At 68.0% G+C, this 17,718-nt stretch carries 16 protein-coding genes; 8 read left to right on the top strand and 8 right to left on the bottom strand.

All coding sequences use genetic code 11. The features are described from left to right. Positions 1–170 precede the first annotated feature (170 nt). Complete coding sequence (locus ACWD02_RS01460; RefSeq protein WP_451203288.1) at positions 171–1,043, top strand: TerD family protein; 873 nt, start codon at positions 171–173, stop codon at positions 1,041–1,043. A gap of 59 nt (positions 1,044–1,102) precedes the next feature. Here the strand turns inward: ACWD02_RS01460 and ACWD02_RS01465 are convergent, their stop codons facing one another. The 6 genes from ACWD02_RS01465 to ACWD02_RS01490 all read right to left on the bottom strand — a co-directional run bounded on the left by ACWD02_RS01465 (position 1,103) and on the right by ACWD02_RS01490 (position 5,777). Further along, entirely contained in the window at positions 1,103–1,846 is a 744-nt protein-coding gene (locus ACWD02_RS01465; protein WP_363208500.1) for a TerD family protein, read from the bottom strand. 148 nt (positions 1,847–1,994) lie between these two features. Then, complete coding sequence (locus ACWD02_RS01470; protein ID WP_451203290.1) at positions 1,995–3,143, bottom strand: DUF475 domain-containing protein; 1,149 nt, start codon at positions 3,141–3,143, stop codon at positions 1,995–1,997. Between the two features lie 64 nt (positions 3,144–3,207). Further along, a complete protein-coding gene (locus tag ACWD02_RS01475; protein ID WP_451203292.1) occupies positions 3,208–3,783 on the bottom strand; it encodes a TerD family protein in 576 nt (191 codons plus the stop codon). Positions 3,784–3,930: 147 nt separating this feature from the next. Next, entirely contained in the window at positions 3,931–4,506 is a 576-nt protein-coding gene (locus ACWD02_RS01480) for a TerD family protein (RefSeq protein WP_361827689.1), read from the bottom strand. Positions 4,507–4,646: 140 nt separating this feature from the next. Beyond that, the gene (locus ACWD02_RS01485; RefSeq protein ID WP_451203294.1) at positions 4,647–5,114 is read right to left on the bottom strand and encodes a peroxiredoxin; all 468 of its coding nucleotides are present in this window, start codon (positions 5,112–5,114) and stop codon (positions 4,647–4,649) included. 225 nt (positions 5,115–5,339) lie between these two features. Beyond that, complete coding sequence (locus tag ACWD02_RS01490; protein ID WP_361189495.1) at positions 5,340–5,777, bottom strand: DUF3052 domain-containing protein; 438 nt, start codon at positions 5,775–5,777, stop codon at positions 5,340–5,342. A gap of 423 nt (positions 5,778–6,200) precedes the next feature. On the opposite strand from ACWD02_RS01490, the gene aceE reads away from it, so the two are divergent. Together aceE and ACWD02_RS01500 are read left to right on the top strand one after the other, a co-directional pair. After that, the gene (aceE, locus tag ACWD02_RS01495; RefSeq protein ID WP_451203296.1) at positions 6,201–8,933 is read left to right on the top strand and encodes a pyruvate dehydrogenase (acetyl-transferring), homodimeric type; all 2,733 of its coding nucleotides are present in this window, start codon (positions 6,201–6,203) and stop codon (positions 8,931–8,933) included. A 102-nt stretch (positions 8,934–9,035) separates the two neighbouring features. After that, entirely contained in the window at positions 9,036–9,920 is an 885-nt protein-coding gene (locus tag ACWD02_RS01500; protein ID WP_451203298.1) for a potassium channel family protein, read from the top strand. On the opposite strand, the gene ACWD02_RS01505 is transcribed toward ACWD02_RS01500, so the two are convergent. After that, on the bottom strand, positions 9,901–10,329 hold the full coding sequence (locus ACWD02_RS01505) for a peptidase inhibitor family I36 protein (RefSeq protein WP_451204339.1): 429 nt from the start codon (positions 10,327–10,329) through the stop codon (positions 9,901–9,903). The two genes, ACWD02_RS01500 and ACWD02_RS01505, sit on opposite strands and share 20 nt — an antisense overlap. Positions 10,330–10,518: 189 nt before the next feature. Continuing rightward, entirely contained in the window at positions 10,519–12,129 is a 1,611-nt protein-coding gene (locus tag ACWD02_RS01510; RefSeq protein WP_451203300.1) for an MFS transporter, read from the bottom strand. 176 nt (positions 12,130–12,305) lie between these two features. Between ACWD02_RS01510 and ACWD02_RS01515 the strand changes: the two genes are divergently transcribed. The 5 genes from ACWD02_RS01515 to ACWD02_RS01535 all read left to right on the top strand — a co-directional run bounded on the left by ACWD02_RS01515 (position 12,306) and on the right by ACWD02_RS01535 (position 17,617). After that, on the top strand, positions 12,306–12,950 hold the full coding sequence (locus tag ACWD02_RS01515; RefSeq protein WP_451204341.1) for a TetR/AcrR family transcriptional regulator: 645 nt from the start codon (positions 12,306–12,308) through the stop codon (positions 12,948–12,950). Between the two features lie 244 nt (positions 12,951–13,194). Beyond that, entirely contained in the window at positions 13,195–14,406 is a 1,212-nt protein-coding gene (locus ACWD02_RS01520) for an alpha/beta hydrolase (RefSeq protein ID WP_451203302.1), read from the top strand. 75 nt (positions 14,407–14,481) lie between these two features. Further along, the gene (locus tag ACWD02_RS01525) at positions 14,482–15,354 is read left to right on the top strand and encodes a DUF4429 domain-containing protein (protein WP_451203303.1); all 873 of its coding nucleotides are present in this window, start codon (positions 14,482–14,484) and stop codon (positions 15,352–15,354) included. Between the two features lie 230 nt (positions 15,355–15,584). Beyond that, a complete protein-coding gene (locus ACWD02_RS01530; RefSeq protein WP_451203305.1) occupies positions 15,585–16,949 on the top strand; it encodes a sensor histidine kinase in 1,365 nt (454 codons plus the stop codon). Further along, positions 16,946–17,617 carry a response regulator gene (locus ACWD02_RS01535; RefSeq protein WP_451203306.1) on the top strand — a complete coding sequence of 224 codons (672 nt, stop codon included), beginning with the start codon at positions 16,946–16,948 and terminating at the stop codon, positions 17,615–17,617. Before ACWD02_RS01530 ends, ACWD02_RS01535 begins: the two co-directional genes overlap by 4 nt. Positions 17,618–17,718 lie beyond the last annotated feature (101 nt).

Genomic DNA, 17,718 nt, shown 5'->3' on the forward strand with positions numbered 1-17,718 from the left:
TACTCGTCGGCGCGACCCGACGTGATGTGGCCGGTAATAGTACGTAGGGACGGGTGTCAAGGGTTCCCCACGGGCATGAAATTCAAGTAACTCGGCCATGACAGACACACAGGCCACACACCGTCACCCCCGCGTTGTCCCGTCCAAACCCGGGAAGGCAGGATGACCGCATGACGCACGCGATGTTGAAGGGGTCGAACGTCCCGCTCGAAGCCACGGCCGTCCGCGCCGTGCTGCGCTGGACCCCCGGGCAGGGCGTCCCGGACGTCGACGCGTCGGCCCTGCTGCTCGGCGCCGACGGCCGCGTCCGCTCCGACGAGGACTTCGTCTTCTACAACCAGCCGCGCCACCCGTCCGGCAAGGTCTGGCGACTCGGCAAGAAGCGCGTCAGTCAGGGCCTCTCCGAAGGCCTGACCGACACGATTCAGACGGACATGGCGGGCCTGGACCCCGCGGTGAGCCGAGTCCTGCTCGTCGCGTCCGCCGAGAACGTCGCCTTCGAGAACGTACGAGCCCTGCGCATCCTGCTGTACGACGCGGGCGCGTCCGAGGCCGAACCGCTCGCCTACTTCGACATCACCCCGCAGACGGGCGCCGAGACGGCCCTGATCTGCGGCGAGCTCTACCGCCGCGGTGAGGTCTGGAAGTTCCGCGCCCTGGGTGAGGGATATCTGAACGGCCTGGAGGGACTCGCCGGCGACTTCGGCATCTCCGTGGACGAATCGGAGGCGGTGCCCGAGCCGACGACCGAGGCCTCGCTCCCGCAGCCCTACCCCCAGCGCCAACCGCTGCCCGCGCCCGCCACGCAGGCTCCGCCTCCGCAGCCCTTCCCCGCTCCGGCCCCGCAGCCCTCGTACGGCTACCCTCCCGAGCCTCCGCGCCACCAGCCCGCCCCGCAGCCGTCCTACGGCTACCCGCAGCACGCGCCCGCGCACGCGGCGCCGGTCCCGCAGCCCTCGTACGGCTATCCGCAGCCCGTGGCCCCGATGCCCGACCCGAACTTCCGGCTGCCGCCCCAGGGCCCGCAGTTCCTCGCACGCTGAGGGCGCGGGGCAGGCGGGGCGCTCGGGGCGCGCGAGGCAGGCCGGGCCGGGGAGGCGCTTCAGGCGCCGCCGACCTTCGTCTTGTAGCCGCGGCCCCACTGCAGCCCCCAGCCGTACAACCGGTCGAGCTCGGCCTGGAAGCCGTACACGAACTTCACCTCACGGCGCACGACCAGCTCGTCCTTGACGTTCTCCAGCGTGAATATCGCGCAGGAGCGGGCCTGCGGCTGGCGCTCGTCCAGGTCGATCTCGATCCGCGGGCCGTTGCTGGGGTAGAGCGTCACCTTGGCGTGCGTGCGGTCAAAGGCGGGCGTCTGGTCGTAGATGTACGCGAAGAAGAGCAGCCTCTTGATCGACTCACGGTGATCGAGGTTCACGTAGATCGTCTCGCCTGACGGCGAACCGAACCGGTCGTCGCCGCTGAGCTTCACGTACGGCGGCGCGTTCAGGTCCCCGAAGAAGCTGCCCAGCGGCTGCACGACGCCCTTGGCGCCGTCCACCGTCTCGTACAAGCAGCCGAGGTCGAGGTCCACGTTGACCACGCCCTGGGTGTGCGCCTGCACCACGTCGGGCTGGAACATCCGGAAGGGGTGCCGCAGCAGGCCGCCGCCCTTGGGTTTGCCGATGATGTCCGACGTACGCATCTGCCAGGAGAGGTTGACCCGGAGATTGCCGGTGGCCGCGCCCTGTTTGTTGAGCGAGACCGTCGGGTGCCGTTTCGTGAGTTCGATGGAGTTGGTCGCCGCACTGCCCGACTCGTAGTCCATCGAGCGTCCACGCCACAGACCGTCCCAGAAGGACATCGCCGCCCCCAAAAAAGTGCCGGAGCCCCATGGGCCCGTTACGAATGCCACGGGGCGGCCAGGAGGACTCGTCCTCGATGGCCGCCCCGTTCAGAAGCGTTCCTCACTCGGCCCCGCGTCACACTCCGGAGCCGGGTCGGACCCTGCGTCAGACGCCGGAAGGAACCTCGGTCTTCTCGTCCGAGCCCGAGCCCTTGCCCTCCTCGGCCGCGATGCGCTTGTTGCGCATGACGGAGGAGATGAAGGACCAGGCGATCAGGACGACGCCGACGAGGCCGGTGATGACCTCGTGGATCTCGTACTGGATCGTGATGAGCAGGATCGCGGCGAGGGCGCCGATCGCGTAGTGCGCGCCGTGCTCCAGGTAGACGTAGTCGTCGAGGGTGCCCTGGCGGACCAGGTAGACGGTGAGCGAACGGACGTACATCGCGCCGATGCCCAGGCCGAGCGCCATCAGGACGATGTCGTTGGTGATGGCGAAGGCGCCGATGACGCCGTCGAAGGAGAACGACGCGTCCAGGACCTCGAGGTAGAGGAACATGAAGAACGCGGCCTTGCCGGCCATGACGACGGCAGGAACCTTCTTGCCGCTCTTCTTGGCCTCTTCCTCCTGCTCGTGCTCGCGCTCCTCCTCTTCCTCGAGTTTGTTCTCGAAGAACCCGGAGAGTCCGCCCACGATGAGATAGGTGATGAGTCCGGCGACGCCGGAGAGCAGCACCGTCTCCGCCTTGTCCACGTGTGTGCCGCCGTGCTGGTGGGCTTGGGTGGCGACGGTCATCGCGGAGATCATGAGGACGATGAGCGCGATGCAGGCCGACAGCATGTCGATCTTGCCGAGCTTCGCCAGCGGGCGCTCGAGCCAGCCGAGCCACTTGATGTCACGGTCCTCGAAGATGAAGTCGAGGAAGATCATCAACAGGAACATGCCACCGAACGCGGCGATCGACGGGTGAGCGTCGGTCACCAACTGCTGGTACTTGTCCTTGTCGTTGAGCGCGAGGCGCACAGCCTCGATCGGGCCGATCTTGGCGCTGATGGCCACGATCGCGACGGGGAAGACGAGCCGCATGCCGAAGACGGCGATCAGCACACCGATGGTGAGGAAGATCTTCTGCCAGAAGGCACTCATCTTCTTCAGGATTCCGGCGTTGACCACCGCGTTGTCGAAGGACAGCGAGATCTCGAGGATCGACAGGATCGCCACGATCCCGAAACCTGTCCACCCCCCGTAGAACACCGCCGCGACCAGGCCGAGCGCGGTAACCGCGAACGACCAGCCGAAGGTTTTCAGAAGCACTGGCTACCCAATCGTGTGTGTACGGGCTCCCGTTTAGCGGTCTCCCCCGCGCCGGTCCCCGGCTTTACGAAACATTGACCCCGAAGTCTAGAGCGATGCCCCGCAGTCCCGACGCGTACCCCTGCCCAACGGCACGGAACTTCCACTCCCCGCCATAGCGGTACACCTCACCGAAGATCATCGCGGTCTCCGTGGAGGCGTCCTCGGAGAGGTCGTACCGCGCCAGTTCCTGGTGGTCGGCTTGGTTGACCACGCGGATGAAAGCGTTGCTGACCTGCCCGAACGTCTGGCCGCGGTTGTCCGCGTCATGGATCGAGACAGGGAAGACGATCTTGTCGCAGTTGACCGGGACCTTGGAGAGGTCGATCAGGAGCGACTCGTCGTCACCGTCACCCTCGCCCGTGAGGTTGTCGCCGGTGTGTTCGACGGAGCCGTCCGGGCTCTTGAGGTTGTTGTAGAAGACGAACCACTCGTCGCCGATGACCCGGCCCGAGTTGCACATCAGCGCGCTGGCGTCGAGGTCGAAGGGTGCTCCGGTGGTGGAGCGCGCGTCCCAGCCGAGGCCGATCAGGACCTGCGTGAGGTTCGGTGCGGCCTTGGAGAGGGAGACGTTGCCTCCCTTGGCGAGCGTGACGCCCATGATGTGTCCTCCCCGTGGTTCGAGATCAAGAGTTCCCCGGTCCCCCATGGTGCGGGAGCAGTGCCCGGGAGCAGGAGTTTTGAGCACGTCCGGCGCCGCACTCGTGGTGTGCGGCGCCGGACGACAAGGCGGAGGGCGTTACTCGGCTCAGACGTTGACGCCGAAGTCCTGCGCGATGCCGCGCAGGCCCGAGGCGTAGCCCTGGCCGACTGCGCGGAACTTCCACTCCGCTCCGTTGCGGTACAGCTCGCCGAAGACCATCGCGGTCTCCGTCGAGGCGTCCTCGGAGAGGTCGTACCGTGCGATCTCCGCGCCGCCCGCCTGGTTCACGACGCGGATGAACGCGTTGCGGACCTGGCCGAACGACTGCTGGCGGGTCTCGGCGTCGTAGATCGAGACCGGGAAGACGATCTTGTCCACATCGGCCGGGACGGCGGCCAGGTCGACCTTGATCGCCTCGTCGTCGCCCTCGCCCTCACCGGTGGTGTTGTCACCGGTGTGCTCGACGGACCCGTCCGGGCTCTTCAGGTTGTTGAAGAACACGAAGTTGCCGTCGCTGCTGACCTTGCCCTCGGCATTCGTCAGGATGGCGCTGGCGTCAAGGTCGAAGTCCGTACCGGTGGTGGTACGGACATCCCAGCCCAGGCCGACCAGAACCGCGGTCAGGCCGGGGGCCTCCTTGCTCAGCGATACGTTGCCGCCCTTGCTGAGGCTGACTCCCACAAATCCTCCCAAATTGATGTCCAGGGGCGGGGAGCCCCAGTCGTGCTTTGCCATCGGATCAACGAGTGGATCCTAGTGACCGGTTCCCGGCCGCCACAGGCTCTGCACCTGAAGAATCACAGGGTGTCACCCCTGAGGAATCACAGGGTGTCGAGTGCCTTGACGTAGTCGTTGAGGTCGCGGGCGTCCGGCAGGCCGTTCACGACAGTCCAGCGCACCACGCCCTCCTTGTCGATGATGAACGTGCCGCGCACCGCGCAGCCCTTGTCCTCGTCGAAGACTCCGTAGGCGCGTGACGCCTCGCCGTGCGGCCAGAAATCGGAGAGCAGCGGGTACTCCAAGCCCTCCTGTTCGGCGAAGACGCGCAGGGTGTGGATGGAGTCGTTCGAGACGGCGAGGAGCTGGGTGTCGTCGTTGACGAACTTCGGCAGCTCGTCGCGCAGCGCGCAGAGCTCGCCCGTGCACACTCCGGTGAACGCGAACGGATAGAAGAGCAGCACCACGTTCTTCTCGCCGCGGAAGTCCGACAGCCGCACGGTCCGGCCGTGATTGTCCTTCAGCTCGAAGTCCGGGGCCTTGGTGTCGGTCGCGATGCCGGCGAGCGCCATGAGTTCGCATCCCTTCGGTGGGGCTGTTCGGGTGATGACCACCCTACGCAACGGGCGTTTCGTCCGATCACCCCGCAGGGCGGGCACTTTCCCTCACCCCGCAGGGCCGGCGCTTCCCCACACGACGCTCGCGCCCCACACACACGCGTGAGCCCCCACCGGCTTACGTCGGTGGGGGCTCACGGCGGTTGGCTCAGTCGACTTCCTGCTGCCTGAGCGGCAGCTTCACCGCTTCTTGGCTGCCGCCTTCGGCGTGACCAGACGGCTGCCCGTCCAGTCCTTGCCCGCGTTGATGCTCTTGGTCTGAGCGAGGCCGGCGGTCTGGGCTGCTTCGTTGATGTCGCTCGGCTCGACATAGCCGTCACGGCCTGTCTTGGGCGTCATCAGCCAGAGGTCGCCGCCTTCTTCGATCAGCTGGGTGGCGTCCACCAGCGCATCCGTCAGGTCGCCGTCGTCCTCGCGGAACCACAGCACCACGGCGTCAGCAGTGTCGTCGTAGTCCTCGTCGACGAGCTCGCTGCCGATCACCCCTTCAATGGCCTCGCGGAGCTCCTGATCGACATCGTCGTCGTAGCCGATCTCCTGGACCACCTGCTCGGGCTGGAAACCCAGCCTCGCGGCAGGGTTGGTCCGCTCCTCCGCGTGGTCCGCGGTCGCGCTCACGGCTTGCCTCCTGATCATGTTTTCGGGAATGCCTTCATCCACGCGCGTGCGCGGGACATTGGCGGTAGTCCACACGGGCGGACCGGATCGCGCAAGTACCCGGCCGTCAAGACCGCTGAAACGGTGACGTTCCCGGCCGTGTCGCCGCAACTCAAGGCCCACCTGCCAAATCCTTCTCCGCTCGCACTTCGCTCGACTTCGCTCGTACGACACCGGACGGAACTGAGGTCCGAACGGTCTTACGAACCGGCTAGGCGGGATGGGCGTATCGTTGCGATTTGGTCGAGCCTACCCCAGGGCCGCCGGGCGGACCCGTCGGTTACCCCTCAGTAGAGATGACGATTGCGTCTACGCGGTACACGATGGGGAACGTCTCACAGCCAGGCAGAACCCAGGCGAAAGCCCCAACAGCGAAGGAACAGCGTGGCTTCCGGATCCGATCGCAACCCGATCATCATTGGCGGCCTGCCGAGTCAGGTCCCGGACTTCGATCCCGAAGAGACCCAGGAGTGGCTCGACTCCCTCGATGCCGCGGTCGACGAACGCGGCCGCGAGCGGGCCCGCTACCTGATGCTCCGGCTCATCGAACGCGCGCGCGAGAAGCGCGTCGCCGTGCCCGAGATGCGCAGCACGGACTACATCAACACGATCGCCACCAAGGACGAGCCGTTCTTCCCCGGCAACGAGGAGATCGAGCGCAAGGTCCTGAACGCGACCCGCTGGAACGCCGCGGTGATGGTGTCGCGCGCCCAGCGCCCCGGCATCGGGGTCGGCGGCCACATCGCCACCTTCGCCTCATCCGCCTCGCTCTACGACGTGGGCTTCAACCACTTCTTCCGCGGCAAGGACGAGGGCGACGGCGGCGACCAGATCTTCTTCCAGGGGCACGCGTCCCCCGGCATCTACGCCCGCGCGTTCCTCCTCGACCGACTGTCCGAGCAGCAGCTCGACGCGTTCCGCCAGGAGAAGTCGAAGGCTCCGAACGGGCTTTCGTCCTACCCGCACCCGCGTCTGATGCCGGACTTCTGGGAGTTCCCGACCGTCTCGATGGGCCTCGGGCCGCTCGGCGCGATCTTCCAGGCGCGGATGAACCGCTACATGGAGGCGCGCGGCATCGCCGACACCTCCAAGTCGCATGTCTGGGCCTATCTCGGCGACGGCGAGATGGACGAGCCCGAGTCACTCGGCCAGCTCTCCATCGCCGCCCGCGAGGGCCTGGACAACCTGACCTTCGTCGTCAACTGCAACCTCCAGCGCCTCGACGGCCCGGTGCGCGGCAATGGCAAGATCATCCAGGAGCTGGAGTCGCAGTTCCGCGGCGCCGGCTGGAACGTCATCAAGCTGGTCTGGGACCGCAGCTGGGACCCGCTGCTCGCCCAGGACCGCGACGGCGTCCTGGTCAACCGGCTCAACACCACGCCCGACGGCCAGTTCCAGACGTACGCCACCGAGACCGGCTCGTACATCCGCGAGCACTTCTTCGGCGACGACCACCGCCTGCGCTCCATGGTCGAGAACATGACCGACGAGCAGATCCTGCACCTGGGCCGCGGTGGCCACGACCACAAGAAGGTCTACGCGGCGTACGCGGCCGCCAAGGCCCACAAGGGCCAGCCGACCGTCATCCTGGCGCAGACGGTCAAGGGCTGGACGCTCGGCCCGAACTTCGAGGGCCGCAACGCCACCCACCAGATGAAGAAGCTGACGGTCGACGACCTCAAGGGCTTCCGCGACCGTCTGCACATCCCGATCACGGACAAGCAACTGGAGGACGGCGCCCCGCCGTACTACCACCCGGGCCGTGACTCGGAAGAGATCCAGTACATGCACGACCGCCGCCAGGGTCTCGGCGGCTACGTCCCGACCCGCGTCGTCCGCGCGAAGCCCCTCCAGCTTCCCGAGGACAAGACGTACGCGACCGCGAAGAAGGGTTCGGGTCAGCAGTCGATCGCCACGACCATGGCGTTCGTCCGCATCCTGAAGGACCTCATGCGGGACAAGGAGATCGGCAAGCGCTTCGTGCTGATCGCCCCCGACGAGTACCGCACCTTCGGCATGGACGCCTTCTTCCCGAGCGCGAAGATCTACAACCCGCTCGGACAGCAGTACGAGGCCGTCGACCGCGAACTGCTCCTCGCCTACAAGGAATCCCCGACCGGACAGATGCTGCACGACGGCATCTCCGAGGCCGGCTGCACGGCCTCACTGATCGCCGCGGGCTCTGCCTACGCCACCCACGGCGAACCGCTGATCCCGGTGTACGTCTTCTACTCGATGTTCGGTTTCCAGCGCACCGGCGACCAGTTCTGGCAGATGGCCGACCAGCTGGCCCGCGGCTTCGTCCTCGGCGCCACCGCCGGCCGTACGACGCTGACCGGCGAGGGTCTCCAGCACGCGGACGGCCACTCGCAGCTGCTCGCCTCGACCAACCCGGGCTGCGTCGCCTACGACCCCGCCTTCGGCTACGAGATCGCGCACATCGTCAAGGACGGCCTGCGCCGGATGTACGGCCCGGACAGTGAGGACGTCTTCTACTACCTCACGGTCTACAACGAGCCGATCCAGCACCCGGCCGAGCCCGCCGATGTGGACGTCGACGGCATCCTCAAGGGCATCTACCGCTTCAAGGCGGGCGATCAGGGCGCCATCCCGGCGCAGATCCTCGCCTCCGGTGTCGCGGTGCCGTGGGCGGTCGAGGCCCAGCAGATCCTCGCTTCGGAGTGGAACGTCAAGGCGGACGTCTGGTCGGCGACCTCCTGGAACGAACTGCGCCGCGAGGCGGTCGACGTGGAGCGCCACAACCTCCTGCACCCCGAGGAGGAGCAGCGCACCCCGTACGTGACGCAGAAGCTGTCCGGCGCCGAGGGCCCGTTCGTGGCCGTCTCCGACTGGATGCGGAGCGTCCCCGACCAGATCTCCCGCTGGGTCCCCGGCACCTACCAGTCCCTGGGCGCCGACGGCTTCGGCTTCGCGGACACCCGAGGTGCGGCCCGCCGCTTCTTCCACATCGACGCCCAGTCGATCGTGGTCGGCGTGCTCACCGAGCTGGCCCGCGAGGGCAAGGTCGACCGCTCCGTACTGAAGCAGGCCATCGACCGCTACCAGCTGCTTGACGTCACGGCAGCCGACCCGGGCGCTGCCGGAGGCGACGCCTAGGCATTACGGCAGCCGCTGTGCGGCACCTGTAGCACGTAGGACGTTCGGAGGGCGGTGGGGCGGTGGCTCCCGCCGCCCTCCGGCGTTTCCTACGATGCGCGCATGGAAGCGCCCGAAAAACACCGGCCGGCACAGCTCCGCTGGGAGCGACGCACCCAAACTCCGCTCCTCGTGCTCGCGGTGGCCTTCGCCGTCGCCTACGCCGTGCCCATCGTGGTGCCCGACGCGAGCAGGAGCGTCGGAATCACGTGCACGGTGGTGGAGTGGATCGTCTGGGCTGCTTTCGCCGCCGACTATCTCGTACGCCTCTATCTCACCGACCACCGCAAGCAGTTCGTCCGCTCGCACTGGCTCGACCTCGGTGCTGTCCTCCTCCCGATGTTGCAGCCGCTGCGATTGCTGCGGCTGGTCTCGACTCTGCTGCTGGTGGGGCGCCGGGCCCGGATGGCGTCGCAGATCCAGCTGACGACATATGTCGCCGGAGCTGTCGTGGGCCTCCTCATGTTCGGTTCGCTGGCCGTTCTTTCGGTGGAGCGGGAGTCACCGGACGGCAACATCAAGACCCTTGGCGACGCGGTGTGGTGGTCCTTCACCACGATGACCACCGTCGGCTACGGCGATCACGCGCCGACCACCGGACTCGGCCGCATCCTCGCGGTCGGCCTGATGCTGTCGGGCATCGCGCTTCTGGGTGTGGTCACCGCCAACATCGCGGCCTGGTTCATCTCGCGCTTCGACCGGGACGACGTCGAGGAGCGGCGCCAGACGGCGGCGATCGAGGCGCTGACGACGGAGGTGCGAGCCCTGCGGGCACAGGTGACGGCCCTGTCTGCCGGGACGGGGCCTGCCGGGGCCGAGCATGGCGTGGCAGGGGCTGGCGTGGCGGGTGCTGGCGTGGCAGAGGCTGGCGTGGCGGGTGCGGGGGCAGGTGCCGCTGCGACCGAGGGTGCGCCTCAGGTGCCTCCGGTCAGGTCTCCCAGACCTTGAACGCCCGTACGCGGTAGGGCGATTCGGGGACCCAGGTGCCACCCCCCGGATAGGTGTCGAACTCGCCCGTCTCGCCGCACTCCGCGGATTGGTATGTGGTCACCGGCCGGCCCGTGCGGTTGGCGAGGGCTTGAGCGCTGCCCCCCTCCGGCAGCGCTACGCAGCTCTCGATGTCGATCTCGGACAGCTCAAACGTCTGTCGGGCCCCCTTGAACTTCGCCTTGCCCCACAAGCAGAGCTCTCCCGGCCCGCATCCGGCCAGCGTGGGTGGCGCCGCGGCCCCGGCGTGCTTCGCGGGTGTCGCGAGGTCGGCCTGTGTGGCCGGTGCCGTGGCCCCGGCCTGTGCGGGGGTGAGGATCACTGTGGCGAGCGCGGCCGCGGCGAAGGTCGTGGGCATGGTCGTACGCATCTGCATCAACTCCCGTGTCGTGTGGATCACTTGCCAGAACTGTGACCCACTCGCTAGCTCCGTCGGAAGGGGTACGGATGTGCGTCACCCAGATAGGCGAAAGCCCCCCAGTTTGACCCTGAGGGGCTTTCCCTGATGCGTGCCCTGAGGCACGCCCTGATGCGTGCTCGCCGCTGGATGTGAGCGCGGCTAGATGTGCCCGACTCCGGCGCCCGCGTCGGCGTTGGCGCCTCGCTTGGTCGCCGTGGCGACCAGGGCCGCGATGACCGCGACGACACCGGCGACGGTGAAGGCCAGGCCCATGCCGGACACGAACGTGTCATGCGCGACCGAGGTGATCGCCTCGGCTACCGGCTCCGGCGCCTTCGGCGGGACCGGGGCCCCTCCCATCTCGATGGCGGCGGACGCCTGGTCGAGCTGGTCCGGGGTCATGGGCGGAAGCTTGGCGTCCGCCCAGTTCCCGGGAAGGTCTTCGTCGACCCTGGCAGCCATCACCGCGCCGAGCACCGCCGTGCCGAGCGCACCGCCGACCTGCATGCCGGCCTGCTGGAGGCCGCCCGCGACGCCGGACAGCTCCAGCGGTGCGTTGCCGACGATGACCTCGGTGGCTCCCACCATCACGGGCGCGAGGCCGAGGCCGAGCAGGCCGAGCCAGAGCGACATCGGCAGCGTCGCGGTGTCCGTCGTCATCGTGGACATGCCGAACATGGCGACGGCCGTGGCCACCATGCCGCCGACGAGCGGGACGCGCGGCCCGAACTTGGTGATGAGCGCGCCGGCGATCGGCGAGGCCACGATCATCATGGCCGTCAGGGGCAGGAGGTGCAGCCCGCTGTCGACCGGGCTCATCCCGTGCACGTTCTGCAGATAGAACGTGACGAAGAACAGGCCGCCCATGAAGGCGAAGGCCATCAGGACCATCAGCACCACGCCCGCGGACAGCGGGATGGACTTGAACATGCCCAGCGGGATGAGCGGTTCCTTGACCTTCGTCTCCCAGATGGCGAAGAGCACGAAGAGGACCACGGCACCCGCGAGGAAGAGCAGCGTCGTTGATCCGCCCCAGCCCCACTCCGAGCCCTTGATGAGGGCGAGGATCAGCGCGAACATGCCGCCCGACAGCAGGACGATGCCGGGGATGTCGAAGGACTTCGGCGCGTTCTCCGCGCGGTGGTCCTTGAGGATCACCAGGCCGAGGACGAGCGCGATGACTCCGACCGGCACGTTGATGAAGAACACCGACTGCCAGCTGACGTGCTCGACGAGCAGGCCACCGACGATGGGGCCGCCCGCGGTCGAGGCGCCGATGACCATGCCCCAGATGCCGATCGCCATGTTCAGCTTCTCGGCGGGGAAGGTGGCGCGCAGCAGGCCGAGCGCGGCCGGCATGAGCAGGGCTCCGAAGAGTCCCTGGAGCACACGGAAGGCGACGACCAGGCCGACGCTGCTGGAGAACCCGATGGCACCCGAGGCCACGGCGAAGCCCGCCACGCCTATCAGGAAGGTCTGCCGGTGGCCGAACCGGTCACCGAGCTTGCCTGCGGTGATCAGCGCGACGGCGAGCGCGAGAAGGTAGCCGTTGGTGATCCACTGGACTCCGGCCATCGAGGTGCCGAGGTCCTTGGCGATGGCCGGGTTGGCGATCGCCACGATGGTGCCGTCCAGGGCGACCATCATCACGCCGATCGCGACGGAGAAGAGCGTCAGCCATGGGTGGCCGCGGAGCCCCTTGGCCGGGGCCGGAGCGGACGACGGCTCCGGCTCCTTGTCCGCCTTGTCGACGGTGATCTGACTAGTCATGCGTTCGAGGCTAGTGTCAGTCGCTGACAGTTGACAAACCAATTCACAAGTCGGTAACTGTCACGTAGCTCACAGGTAAGGTGAGCTGGTCAGAACGGTGGAAAGAGGACCATGGCGTGAGGACCGAGCAGCGAGCGACGGACCCCGCGAAACCGCGGGCCGAGACCTCCGGAGACATCTCCGTCGAGCCCTCTCGGCCCGGCCTGCGCGAGCGCAAGAAGCAGCGCACCCGCGACGCCCTCCTGCGTGCGGCGCTCGAACTCTTCACGACCAAGGGGTTCGAGGAGACGACCGTCGACGAGATCGCCGAGGCGGTCGACGTCTCCCAGCGCACGTTCTTCCGCTACTTCGCCAACAAGCAGGAGACCGCCTTCGCCGTGCAGGAGATGGTGGAGCGGCGGTTCGTGGAGACGCTGCGCGAACGCCCTGCCGACGAAACCCCGTTCGTGGCGCTGCGCGGTGCCGTCCTCGGAGCCTGGGACGCGATGGGCCGCTCCATCGAAGAGGTCGTCCCGGTCGAACTCCACATGCGGACCTACCAGATGATCGAGTCAACCCCTTCCTTGCTCGCCGCCCACCTGCGCCGCTCCATCGAGATGGAGGAGGAGATCGCATGTGTGATCGCCGAGCGTGAGGGGCTCGACCTGGACACCGACCCCCGGCCGCGCGTGGTGGTGGCCGCCTTCAGCGGGGTGATGCGCGTGACCGGGCGACTGTGGGGCGCGGGCGAGGACTCGAGCGTGGAGTCGATCCGCGCGATCACCGAGACATATCTCGACCATTTGGGGCCCGCGTTGACGGAGAACTGGCGCTCGAAGTGACGCCGCGCCCGCTCCTTGGCGGGTCACCCGCGGAACCGACCCGTCGAACAAATCAGCACACTGGGTAATCGTTTGATGCACCGTCAGTAGCGGCATGTATGGGTGCGCAGTGCGCATAAGGCACCTACGGAGCGTGACGAAAGCTCCCAAGGTGCGCCCACTATGCCTCAATTACCCCAGTGGAAACGTGATCTGCCTCACCCGGTGCACGGTAGGCATCACGATTCTCCTAGGGTGTTCCGTAGTGACTTCCTTCGACTCCTCCCCTCAACTCAGCGCCTGGCGCGCACTGCTTGCGCTCGCCGTCGTGTTCGTCATGCTCGCGACCACGGGCTGGACTGCGGTACGCCACCACAAGGACGCCGCATCGCCGCTCGCGGCCTCGCTCTCCGCCTGGGAGCGCGGGCACATCGGTGGACGGGCCCTGCCCGACGCCGGTGCCCCGGCGGGCAAGCTCGCCCATTTCTTCGCGTCGCTCAACGCGCAACAGCGCACCCGCCTCGCCACCCGCTATCCCCTTGCGGTCGGCAACATGAACGGTGCCCCCGTAACGCTGCGATATCGCGCGAACCACATCGCCCTGGGGCAAGCGCGCAAGACGGAGCGAGAGCGCATGCACGACAAGCGACTCTCCCTTCTCGGGCAACAGGAGGCGGAGCGCAGAATGAAGCGCTTCGGCGTGATGATGCGCCCGGGACGGCAGGTGCTGTCCTTCGACCCCATGGGGGCGGGGCGCATCGCCGAGGTCTTCGGCAACCTCGACCGGGCCTCCAGGGTGTCGGTCGTGGTCCCGGGCGTGGACACGAACGTGCTTACTTTCGAGCGGACGAACCGCAAGTACTCGGCGCCTGTCGGCATGGCCAAGGCCTTGTACGGCGCGGAGCACTCCGCGAGCCCACGCGCGCGTACCGCCGTGATCGCCTGGGCCGACTACACCGCTCCGGCCGGACTCGGTGTGGACGCAGCCACGTCCATGCGTGCGGATGACGGCGCGATCCGGCTGAACTCCCTGGTCCGTGGCCTGCCGGGGCACTCGCCCGTCGCGCTGTACTGCCACAGCTACGGCTCGGTGGTGTGCGGGGTCGCCGCACGTCAGCTGCCCTCCCGTGTTTCCGACATCGCGGTCGCGGGCAGTCCCGGCATGCGCGCGGACACGGCGACCCAGCTGGGCACGGGTGCCCGGATCTGGGCCACAAGGGACGGCGACGACTGGATCCAGGATGTGCCAAACATGGAGGTCGGCGGGCTCGGCCACGGAGCTGACCCCGTCTCCCGGGACTTCGGCGCGCGCGTGCTCTCCGCACGCGGCGCGATCGGCCACACCGGCTATTTCGAGCCGGGCACGGAGAGCCTCAGAAACTTCGCCGACATCGGCATCGGTTCATACCGCTCGGTGCAGTGCGCGAGCGGGGATGACACCTGCCGGAAGGAATTTTCCGGCGCGACAGTGGCCTGACGCGCGTAGAAATCGACAAAACAGCGGCACGCCGCAGGAGGGACGGAGGCGCGCGTGCCGCCTACGATGAGCCGCATGGGTGACGTACTGGCCGGATTTCATGCCGCCTGGGAGTTCGAGTCCGACTCCGTGCTCATCCGCTTCGAACGGGGGATCCGCACGCCGAAGCTCCTTCAGGCGCTCGGCGAACGCCGCATCCCCCACGAGGCGATCGCGGCGGTGACACTTACTCCCGGCAAGCGCGGGACGGTCGTCCTGCACGCCGTGCCGAGACCGGGAGCCGATCCTCTGATGGAGGCGGCCGCGGGCCAGCTCAAGGATGGCTGCGACCCGTATCGACTCGTGCTGCCCGCCGAGCGGGAGACGCTCGCCGAGTACTACGCCGACGAGTTGCGGGCCCAGCTCGCGGAGGGCGATTGCGGGCCTCCGGACCGCTACCTGGTGGCCGCGCCGGAGACTCCGTTGCAGTTCAAGGCGTACGACGGGAAAGCGTCTTTCGACGGCAAGTCGGTGGCCTTCCGGTGGTTCTGGACGGGCGCTTCGTCCGCGAAGTGGAAGGCCGGCGACCAGAGCTTCCTGGTCACGGACCTGAGCGGCGTCGAGTGGCGCTCCCCCGAGGTTTTCGAGGGCCATCTGCGGCTGCTGCGCCGTGAGACCCCGATCGCCCAGCCCGCGCAGGCGGACCAGGATCCCGCGGCCGTCGTATTCGGCCTCGGGTACGGTCCGGTGCACGAGTCGCTGCCGTTCGCGGCGTCGGTGCTCGCAGCGGTGCGGTCGTCGGGCCCCGCCCTGACGCCGGGCACGGTTCCCGCCAACGCTCCGGTGGCCCGTCGCGACCCCGCGGACATCGCGGAGCGCATCCGGCACCTCGGTGAGCTGCACCAAGCCGGTCTGCTCACGGACGAGGAATTCACCACGAAGAAGGCCGAGCTGCTGGCGGAGCTGTGACCCGGCCGAGCTGCTGACCGGTGGGGCTGTCGACCGGCGGAGCTCGTCCGGCGGGGCTCGTCCGGCGGGGTTGCCGTACGGCAGGGCTGGCGTTCGGCGGAAGCGTCGGCTCCCGGCCCGGGTCATACCTGGGTATCGCGGGAGGCCCCGTTCGTACCTGGGTATGAGGTGCAGGTCAGCTCCGCGGTACGACGGCGCGGGGCGTGGTTCTTGCCTACGCTGATCAGGCCATGAGCAGCGCATCGACACCACCGGGCCAGGATCCCCGCCCACCGGCCACCGAACCGGACGGGCGCCGGGGTGCTTCTCGGCGTGCGGCCGCGGGCGTCCGCGAAGGGCTCGGCAGGGCAGGGGCCTTCTTCTCTACGCCCACGGGGCGGGCGGAACCGCTCCTCGCGCGGGCGCCAAAGCGCTGGATGCGACTGCTCCCCTTGATCACCGCGCTGGGATTCGTCGCGGTGCTCATCCCGGTCACCACCCAGGTGCTGACGAACGACTACGGGGTCAGTGGCGGGCTGGCGGGCGCCTTGGGGGTCGCCCAGGCCGCGCCGCTGCTGCTGGCGGTCAGCCGTCCGTTGGCCGCCTGGTGCATCATCGTGGTCGCGGACGTCCTCGGGGCGATCGTGACGCTGTCCATGGGCGACGACCGCCCCGCCCCGTGGACGGCCATGATCATCGTGGGTTACGTGGTCGTGTGTCTCCTGCTGTCCCTGCGCGAGAGCCGTCGCACCCTCCTGGGGATCTGGCTGGTCACCGTCGTGGTGAGCCTCGTCCTCGGTGCGTTCCGCGATGAGGGCAGCCAGGACACCAGCGTGCTCCTGATCGTGCTGAGCGGCGTCGCGTTGCTGCTCGGTGCGCTGCTGCGCGAGCGCGGGGACGCACAGCGCAGACTCGTCGAGCAGGAGACCATCAGCGAGGCCGAGCGCGCCCAGCGCACACTCCTGGAGGAACGAGCCCGCATCGCCCGTGAGTTGCACGACGTCGTCGCTCACCACATGTCTGTGATCACCGTGCAGGCCGACTCCGCGCCCTACCGCCTCGACGGCCTTCCGGACGCGGCGCGCGAGGAGTTCGGGAGCATCGCGGCGAGCGCCCGTGAATCCCTCACCGAGATGCGGCGGTTGCTCGCTGTGCTCCGCAGCGAGGACACCCCTGGCGAACGGTCCCCGCAGCCGGGGCTCAGCCGACTGCCGCATCTGGTGGAGGCCACGGTGCGTGCCGGCATACCCATCGATCTGTCGCGTCCTGAGCTTTCGGTGCTCACCGAGCTGGCCGACGTCACCCCGGCCGTCGACCTGTCCGCCTACCGCATCGTCCAGGAAGCCCTGTCGAATGTGATGCGGCACGCGCCGGGAGCACGCACCACCATCACCGTGACCCTGGACGGGCAGCATCTGCTGATCCTCGTGGTCAATGGCCCGCCCACCGAGGCACCCGACTCGTTGGAGCACAGCGGCACAGGTCACGGACTCGTCGGCATGCGCGAACGCGTACGGTTGGTCGGCGGCACGGTCGACGCCGGGCCGCTGCCCGACGGCGGGTTCCGTGTGGCGGCCCAACTCCCACTCCTCAAGAAGGAATCCGGCACCGCATGACCATCCGCGTGATCATCGTCGATGACCAGAACATGGTGCGGGCCGGCTTCGCCGCACTCCTGGCGGCCCAGAGCGACATCGACGTCGTGGGCGAGGCACCGAACGGCAAGGCGGGTGTCGACGTCAGCCGCAACACCCACCCCGATGTCGTCCTGATGGATGTCCGGATGCCGGAGATGGACGGACTCAACGCGGCGCGCGCCCTGTTGGACCCGCCGCCCGGCGTGGTGCACGTGCCCAAGGTGCTGATGCTCACCACCTTCGACGTGGACGACTATGTGTACGAGGCGCTGCGCGCCGGGGCCTCGGGTTTCCTCCTCAAGGACGCTCCGCCGGCCGATCTGATCTCGGCGGTGCGCGTGGTGGCGGCAGGCGATGCGCTGCTGGCTCCGTCCGTGACCCGCCGTCTGATCACGGACTTCGCCAAGCAGCGGCCGCGCACCGACCAGTCGCTGCGGCTGAACGGCCTGACGGCGCGTGAGACCGAGGTACTGGTGCTGATCGCGCGCGGTCTGTCCAACCAGGAGATCGCCGAGCGCCTGGTCCTCGCCGAGCAGACCGTGAAGACCCATATCGGCAAGGTGCTGTCCAAGTTGGACCTGCGGGACCGCGCACAGGCCGTGATCTTCGCCTACGAGTCGGGACTGATCACCCCCGGAGAGCAGTAGAGCCCTTTTCCCCATACCGCGGTATGAGCCGCACATACCCCGGTATGACCTGCAAGTTGGCTCCCCAGTGTGAGGTGTCGACGGGTACCGTCTCCCTACTT

Source organism: Streptomyces sp. NPDC002853 (genome assembly GCF_053591915.1).

Coding starts and splice junctions, on each gene's coding strand:
- ACWD02_RS01505 (WP_451204339.1), bottom strand. CDS start 10,329: ATGCGTACGACCATGCCCACGACCTTCGCCGCGGCCGCGCTCGCCACA.
- ACWD02_RS01500 (WP_451203298.1), top strand. CDS start 9,036: ATGGAAGCGCCCGAAAAACACCGGCCGGCACAGCTCCGCTGGGAGCGA.
- ACWD02_RS01460 (WP_451203288.1), top strand. CDS start 171: ATGACGCACGCGATGTTGAAGGGGTCGAACGTCCCGCTCGAAGCCACG.
- ACWD02_RS01465 (WP_363208500.1), bottom strand. CDS start 1,846: ATGTCCTTCTGGGACGGTCTGTGGCGTGGACGCTCGATGGACTACGAG.
- ACWD02_RS01535 (WP_451203306.1), top strand. CDS start 16,946: ATGACCATCCGCGTGATCATCGTCGATGACCAGAACATGGTGCGGGCC.
- ACWD02_RS01485 (WP_451203294.1), bottom strand. CDS start 5,114: ATGGCGCTCGCCGGCATCGCGACCGACACCAAGGCCCCGGACTTCGAG.
- ACWD02_RS01525 (WP_451203303.1), top strand. CDS start 14,482: ATGGGTGACGTACTGGCCGGATTTCATGCCGCCTGGGAGTTCGAGTCC.
- ACWD02_RS01475 (WP_451203292.1), bottom strand. CDS start 3,783: ATGGGCGTCACGCTCGCCAAGGGAGGCAACGTCTCCCTCTCCAAGGCC.
- ACWD02_RS01530 (WP_451203305.1), top strand. CDS start 15,585: ATGAGCAGCGCATCGACACCACCGGGCCAGGATCCCCGCCCACCGGCC.
- ACWD02_RS01510 (WP_451203300.1), bottom strand. CDS start 12,129: ATGACTAGTCAGATCACCGTCGACAAGGCGGACAAGGAGCCGGAGCCG.